This is a genomic window from Xylanibacter ruminicola Ga6B6, from assembly GCF_000687715.1.
GTDB classification, from domain to species: Bacteria; Bacteroidota; Bacteroidia; order Bacteroidales; family Bacteroidaceae; genus Prevotella; species Prevotella ruminicola_B.
On record NZ_JHXD01000045.1, the window covers coordinates 1 to 3430 of the forward strand.

Genomic DNA, 3430 nt, shown 5'->3' on the forward strand with positions numbered 1-3430 from the left:
GCCACCTGTGCCACCTGTGCCACCTGTGCCACCGGCGCCGGTATTGCCGCCGGTGTTCTGCGAAGAACCGCCGGTACCTGTGTTACCGCTGCCGCTGCTCGAACCCACCACGTCATTCAGCCTGCTCTGCGGATTCAGGTACACCGCATTCTTGTTAATACCACCGTAGCTGTCGGCAGCCGCCTTCATCGCCTCGTAAGTCTGGTACTGCCCCAGCACCTCGCTCACCACCACCAGTCGCTGCGTGCTCACCTTCGTCGCGCCACTGTTCTCGCGACTGTGCACCCATGCGCAGCCCATCTCGCTCAGCACCATCCCCGTTGCCAGATAGCCGTCCACCGTGCTGAAGCCCTCACTCGTCACCACGTCCCACAGCTTCGTCTGGTCGTCCAGGCTCAGCACCACCTTCTGTGCCCGCATGTTCGCACGTGGCAGCCCGTCCGTACCCGTATACTGCGTACCCACGAAGAATGTCAGCTGGTCGCCCTCGCGCCAGTTCTCCGTCGCCGTCATCAGCGCCCCGCTAAACTGCGCCACCGTCGTTCCCGCACCTATCTCGATGCCCAGGTTCAGGTTCGTCACCAGCTTGCCCGCGCTGTTCAGGCCATAGCCGATAGGCTCAATGCTGCCGATGCTGAACAGGTCATCCGCCAGCACGCACGCGCCCTGAATCCTCATCGGTCTGGTCAGATACACCGGCCCGTGCCCCCAGTTCGCACTCACAAACATGTTTACGTCGCTCAGCCCCGCACGCTTACTCTCGAACGCCTCCGCCAGCTTACCGCTGTACAGACGGTAGTTTGCCAGCAGGTTCGCCATCTGCAGACGCGTATACGCCTGCTTCTCCGAGCGTCGTGGTGTGCTGGCCTTCTTCGGTGCCTTACACAGGATCTTCCCTGTTGCCGTCTGTCGCATCACGATGTTATCACCCAGCTTACCACTCGCCTGCTCAATCAGTGTACTTTGAAACTTTGCCATAATCTAAAATCTCCTATACTTAAAAATGAAACAATTAATTCTTAAATTCTAATAATTCTTGATACCTTAATAACGATAATCAGTACGCCGATGGCGACGATTATCCAGAAGATCCACCGCAGCGAGGCCACAAAGCCCCCACTGCTACCAGCACCAGAAGTAGGACTGTGGTTCCTGACATCCACAGAGTCCCTCTTTTCAATGAACACAGTGTCTGTCTTTACCACCACACGTTCCTCCTTCTCTTTCACCTGAGCGCGGTCGCGAAAGCGATCCCGCTCCGTTGTTTTCTCCAGCCTCAGCGTATCGCCTTGTTCGTTCTCGCGAACAACGATGGTGACCGTTTCCAAAATAGTATCATGCACGGCCACCATCACCTGCTCTACCCTGATGCTGTCTCTTTCGTCAGCCCTCAGACTTCTCACCTCTGTCCTCTGAGCGGTGCGACTTGTCGCGCATCCGCTCACGCACAGGGCAATCATCCCTAAAAGGACAATCATAAACACCTTCAATCGCATCTTTCAAATCCTTTACTTCGGTTCTCAATTTGCCGACCTCCTCTTCAAGGGGGCCGACGATCAAATCCTTGAACTTGGTAGCAAACTCGCTGCTCAAGTCCAACTTCTTCATTTGATTGTCGGTCTTCATGCCTTCAACCTCTTGCTTGTACTTTTTGCCCGCCACAAACCAGCCACAGCTGCCCAGTAGCGTCATCAGGCCCAGCAATATCTCAGTCCAATTCAACTGCATCATAGGTTTTCCCTCCCTAATTTAAATTGTTAATAATCTGTTTATTTCGTCACACATTCCTCAGCCTCTGCTTCCTGTTCATCCCATTTCGCTTCCACGAAACGTGCAGGAATGTCGGATAGGTTATCAACTGGTCAAACTTGCCCAGCTCCTCTATCACCGCCTTCAGTTTCTGGTTGCCCTCCACTGTGCCGGTGGTGATGTCTGCTGCCTCCCCGCGCATATGCTGGCTATTCGCTACACCGCCCACCGTCTTGTTATGCACTTGGCAGCGGTAGCTAGAGTTTACCGTGATAGGTCTCCCAAGGCGCTGGCGTGCAGGTTCCAACACCTGCTCAGCCAACGCCTCCAGATTCCCTTCTACCCCATCAGGCAACTTATCCGCAGGTTGCTTCAGCGGGCACTCTTTACATCGCGCCCCATTTGCCCTGAAGCACCTCGCCAATTCCTGTTTACTAAAATGCTTACTCATGCTTCCACCCTCCTTATTCTTTATGACAAAGGCCCCCGTGGATTGCTCCACGGAAGCCTTCACTTGATTGTTAAACACTTTGCCGGTCAATCCGGCACATTATCTATTATTTGACAGCCTCCTTATTGTCTTGCTGCTCAACAAACGCCATGAGTCGGTCGAGGTGATTCTCGATGCTCGTACCCCACACTTCTTCAAATTTCTCGGGAGTAACCTTGTTTGCACGGAGTTCGTCTATCTTTTCTAATAAGTTCATTTTCTTGTCTTTTTTTAATTGTAAATACTTAAACTACTTAAAAACTGCCCAGAGGGCTGGAGGTCAGGCTGTCAGCATGGCTATCAGCCTTTCCTCCATCTCCTTCACCTCTGTCTGTGTCACGCGCATCTTCTTCGAGATAGCTCTGTAGTCAGGCAACGTAAAGGCCAGCTCCACATAAATCACCAACTTCGGGTCACCGCTTTGCTTGGCGGCAGCGCGGGCAATCCTCATGCCCTTGTCCCTCTGGCTCTGATACTGTTCCAGCTCAGCCAACTTCTCCATTTCCGTCAGCACCTGGTAGTTGCCCATCCTAACCTCGGGATCAATCTCCTCTGGTTCGTTAGCGTCTTCAAAGCCGTCCTCATCAGCGCCTTCGCGCTCAAATTCGCAGTTGGCTTTCAGCAGTGGGTCGCCATCCAAATGGTAGTCACGAAACCTGTGCGCCATGTCGCTCTTAATGACGTTGATCATCAGTGTGCTCAACTTTGTGCCCTCTTTCCAGTGCCACTTGCTGTTGGGATCCTTCAGCGACAGGTATGCACGCTTAGGGAAATACTCAATGGCGGGTTCGCCCAAATTGGCTTCGCTGAAAGCTCCGAACTCAGTGCAGTCCTCCAGCTCATCGGTTAGCCAGAACGAGGCAATCTTAAAAGCCTCGCGCAACTCCCCTGGCGTTGCATCGCTCAGGGGTTTGTACTTTTGTTTACTTTTACGTTTCATAAATCTCAAATATTAAATGTTGTTTTTAAATTCTTTTTATTCGTGAAACTTGAAACCTGAATCCTGAAACCAGCCTTCAGGCCTCGCCTCTCACTTAATGTTATCCATTTCTTTGCCCACGCTGATTTTTAGGCACATACACAAAGACGGCCACTCAGTGCAAAAAACGGTCGATATCCACCCACCCAAAACGGGGATATCCGTTCACTTTTCTGACTCGTTCATCCTAATGGCGCTGCAAATTTAATCAT

General features: G+C 52.3%; 6 protein-coding genes. All 6 read right to left on the reverse strand.

The window, feature by feature from the left end; translation table 11 throughout:
- The coding region (locus T500_RS16150; RefSeq protein WP_036909260.1) for a hypothetical protein at window positions 1-978 on the reverse strand (978 nt) is incomplete at its 3' end.
- A gap of 41 nt (window positions 979-1019) precedes the next feature.
- Window positions 1020-1403 (reverse strand): hypothetical protein, encoded by a 384-nt coding sequence (locus T500_RS0114635; RefSeq protein WP_028908720.1) that lies wholly within the window; start codon window positions 1401-1403, stop codon window positions 1020-1022.
- Window positions 1384-1731, reverse strand: a complete 348-nt coding sequence (locus tag T500_RS0114640) for a hypothetical protein (protein ID WP_028908721.1) — start codon at window positions 1729-1731, stop codon at window positions 1384-1386. Before T500_RS0114640 ends, T500_RS0114635 begins: the two co-directional genes overlap by 20 nt.
- Window positions 1732-1777: 46 nt before the next feature.
- Window positions 1778-2290 carry a D-Ala-D-Ala carboxypeptidase family metallohydrolase gene (locus tag T500_RS16155; protein ID WP_155267587.1) on the reverse strand — a complete coding sequence of 171 codons (513 nt, stop codon included), beginning with the start codon at window positions 2288-2290 and terminating at the stop codon, window positions 1778-1780.
- A 16-nt stretch (window positions 2291-2306) separates the two neighbouring features.
- On the reverse strand, window positions 2307-2456 hold the full coding sequence (locus T500_RS17095) for a hypothetical protein (RefSeq protein WP_155267588.1): 150 nt from the start codon (window positions 2454-2456) through the stop codon (window positions 2307-2309).
- A gap of 63 nt (window positions 2457-2519) precedes the next feature.
- Window positions 2520-3179, reverse strand: coding sequence for a hypothetical protein (locus tag T500_RS0114655; RefSeq protein WP_028908722.1), 660 nt, complete (start codon window positions 3177-3179; stop codon window positions 2520-2522).
- Window positions 3180-3430: the final 251 nt, after the last annotated feature.